At 67.4% G+C, this 3,000-nt stretch carries 3 protein-coding genes; 1 reads left to right on the forward strand and 2 read right to left on the reverse strand.

Going from position 1 to position 3,000, the window contains the following annotated elements; translation table 11 throughout:
* Nucleotides 1–252: 252 nt before the first annotated feature.
* Both VFM98_RS21300 and VFM98_RS21305 read right to left on the reverse strand, forming a co-directional pair.
* Nucleotides 253–591: a P-II family nitrogen regulator gene (locus VFM98_RS21300; protein ID WP_325111894.1), complete on the reverse strand. Its 339-nt coding sequence runs from the start codon at nt 589–591 to the stop codon at nt 253–255.
* A 21-nt stretch (nt 592–612) separates the two neighbouring features.
* The gene (locus VFM98_RS21305) at nt 613–2,277 is read right to left on the reverse strand and encodes an NAD+ synthase (RefSeq protein ID WP_325111895.1); all 1,665 of its coding nucleotides are present in this window, start codon (nt 2,275–2,277) and stop codon (nt 613–615) included.
* A gap of 7 nt (nt 2,278–2,284) precedes the next feature.
* On the opposite strand from VFM98_RS21305, the gene VFM98_RS21310 reads away from it, so the two are divergent.
* Nucleotides 2,285–3,000 (forward strand): peptidogalycan biosysnthesis protein (locus VFM98_RS21310; RefSeq protein ID WP_325111896.1); only part of this gene is annotated, 716 nt, incomplete at its 3' end.

The following is a 3,000-nucleotide window of genomic DNA, read 5'->3' on the forward strand; positions in this document are numbered from 1 at the left end:
GCTGGAGCCGCTGCTCGCCAGGCTGGTGGACGACGCCCTCAGCAGCCCGCGCGGGGTGGATACCTCCGAGATTTGACCGTGGCCTCGAGGGGCCGCCAATTCAACAGCCTTTAACGCAAAAGCCGCAAAAGTCTCGCAAAAGCCGCAAAAGAACATCCTCTCAAGGAATTGTCCTTTTTGCGGTTTTTGCGCAGCTTTTGCGGCTTCTGCGTTAAAGGCTGTTGCAGTAGCGGCCCGTCACGGGCCCCGGCCTCAAACCGCCGATTCGTCGATCTCGCCGGTGCGGATGCGCACCACGCGCTCCACGCTGGTGATGAAGATCTTGCCGTCGCCGATCTTGCCGGTGCGCGCGGCGTTGATGATGGCGTCGACGCAGCGCTCGACCTCGTCGTCCTTCACCACCACCTCGATCTTCACCTTGGGCAGGAAGTCCACCACGTATTCGGCGCCGCGATAGAGCTCGGTGTGGCCCTTCTGGCGGCCGAAACCCTTGACCTCGGTCACGGTCAGGCCGGTGACGCCGCACTCCGCCAGGCCTTCTCGCACTTCCTCCAGCTTGAACGGCTTGACGATGGCGGTGATCTGTTTCATGGACTCTCCAAAGGGGTGGTGCTAGGCACGGAATTTTCCGGTAATAGGATAGCGCCAATCCTTGCCGAAGCCGCGGTGCGAGACGCGGATGCCCACCGGCGCCTGGCGGCGCTTGTACTCGTTGATGCGCACCAGGCGTGCCACACGCTCCACGATCGCGCGGTCGAAGCCGGCGGCCGCGATCTCCTCGATGCTCTGGTCGTTCTCCATGTAGCGCGCGAGGATCCCGTCCAGGATTTCGTAGGGCGGCAGGCTGTCCTGGTCCACCTGGTCGGGCCGCAGTTCGGCGCTGGGCGGGCGCGTGATGATCCGCTCGGGGATCGGATTGGCGCCGGTCTGGTACGGGTCGTTGGCGTTGCGCCAGCGCGCGAGCCGGAACACCACGGTCTTGAACACGTCCTTGATCACCGCGAAGCCGCCGGCCATGTCGCCATAGAGCGTGCAGTAGCCGGTGGCCATCTCGCTCTTGTTGCCGGTGGTCAGCACGATGCTGCCGAACTTGTTGGACAGCGCCATCAGCAGCACGCCGCGGATGCGGGCCTGGATGTTCTCCTCGGTCGTGTCCTCCTTCAGGCCGGCGAACTCCTTCGACAGCGCCTGCAGGAAGGACTCGAACATCGGCTTGATCGAGATCTCGTCGTAGCGCACGCCCAGGCGCTGGCACATCTCCGCCGCGTCCAGCCAGGAGATCTCCGCCGTGTAGGGCGAAGGCATCATCACCGAGCGCACCTTGTCCTTGCCGAGCGCGTCCACCGCGATCGCGAGCACCAGCGCGGAATCGATGCCGCCGGAGAGCCCCAGCAGCACGCCGGGAAAGCCGTTCTTGCCGATGTAGTCGCGCACGCCCATCACCAGCGCGTGCCACAGCTCCTCGTCGTCGCCGATGTCGGGCGCCATCGGGCCCGAGAGCAGGTAGGAGCTGGCCCCCGGCGTGGCCGTCACGAAGAACAGGTCCTCCACGAAGGCCGGCGCGCGCGCGGCCAGCGAGCCGTCGGCATTCACCGCGAAGGAGCCGCCGTCGAACACCACCTCGTCCTGGCCGCCCACCGAGTGCGCGTAGACCAGCGGCAGGTCGACGTTCTGCGCCCGTTCGGCCATGCGCGCGATGCGTTCGCCGCTCTTGCCCACGTGGAAGGGCGAGGCGTTGGGCACCACCAGCAGCTGCGCGCCGGACGCGCGGGCGAGCTGGGCCGGCTCCTCGAACCAGGCGTCCTCGCAGATCAGCAGGCCGACATTGACACCCTCGACCTGGAACACGCAGGTGCCCTGCCCGCGCGTGAAGTAGCGGTACTCGTCGAAGACCTGGTAGTTCGGCAGTTCGCGCTTGTTGTAGGTCTCGATCGTCCTGCCTTCGGACAGGACGCTGGCCGAGTTCCAGCGCATGTGCACCTGCACCGACTTGCTGCGGATGTCGCCGCCGCGCGGATGGCCCACCACCACGTGCAGGCCCTTCAACCCTGCCAGCTCGCGGGCCACGGTTTTCACGGCATCATCGCAGGCGGCGATGAAGGCGGGGCGCAGCAGCAGGTCTTCGGCCGGGTAACCGCAGATCGAGAGCTCCGGCGTGAGCACCAGCCGCGCCCCGCGCTCGTAGGCCGTGCGCGCCGCGGCGATGATCTTTTGCGCGTTGCCCGCCATGTCGCCGACAGTGACGTTGAGCTGGGCAGTACAGATGGTGAGTGTCATTTCGGCCGTGCCAGACTTCTCGAACGATTATGTCATCCGGGTGTCGCGCGAGGCTTCGGAGATCGAGGCCGGCGCGTGGAACGCGCTGCTCGCGCTGGCGGGCGGCTCGCCCTTCATGCGGCACGAATACCTCGCGGCCCTGCAGGAGAGCGGCAGCGCCACGCGCGCGACCGGCTGGTCGCCGCAGTTCGTCACGCTGTGGCGCGAGGGTGAGCTGCACGCGGCCTGCCCGCTCTACCTGAAGAGCCACTCGTACGGCGAGTACGTGTTCGACTGGGCCTGGGCCAACGCCTACGAGCAGCACGGCCTGCGCTACTACCCCAAGGGTCTCACGGCCGTGCCGTTCACGCCCGTGCCGGGGCCGCGGCTGCTGGCACGCGACGCGGCTGCGCGCGCGGCGCTGGTGCGCGCCGTGCTGCAGGTCTGCCGCAAGAGCAAGCTGTCTTCGTGGCACCTGCTGTTCGCGAGTGATGAGGACGTCGCGGCCTGCGCGGACGCGGGGCTGATGCTGCGCCACACGGTGCAGTTCCACTGGATGAATAGAGCCCCCACGCGCGGCACTGACCTGTCCGCGCTGCCCCCCGAGGGGGCTGCTTCCGCCTTGGGGCGGCCCGGCGGCGGAAGCGCAGCGTACGCCGACTTCGACGCCTTCCTCGCCAGCCTCACCCAGGAGAAGCGCAAGAAGATCCGGCAGGAGCGGCGCAAGGTGGCGGAAGCGGGCGT

It is taken from the genome of Ramlibacter sp. (assembly GCF_035706265.1).
In the GTDB taxonomy this organism is placed as follows: Bacteria; Pseudomonadota; Gammaproteobacteria; order Burkholderiales; family Burkholderiaceae_C; genus Ramlibacter.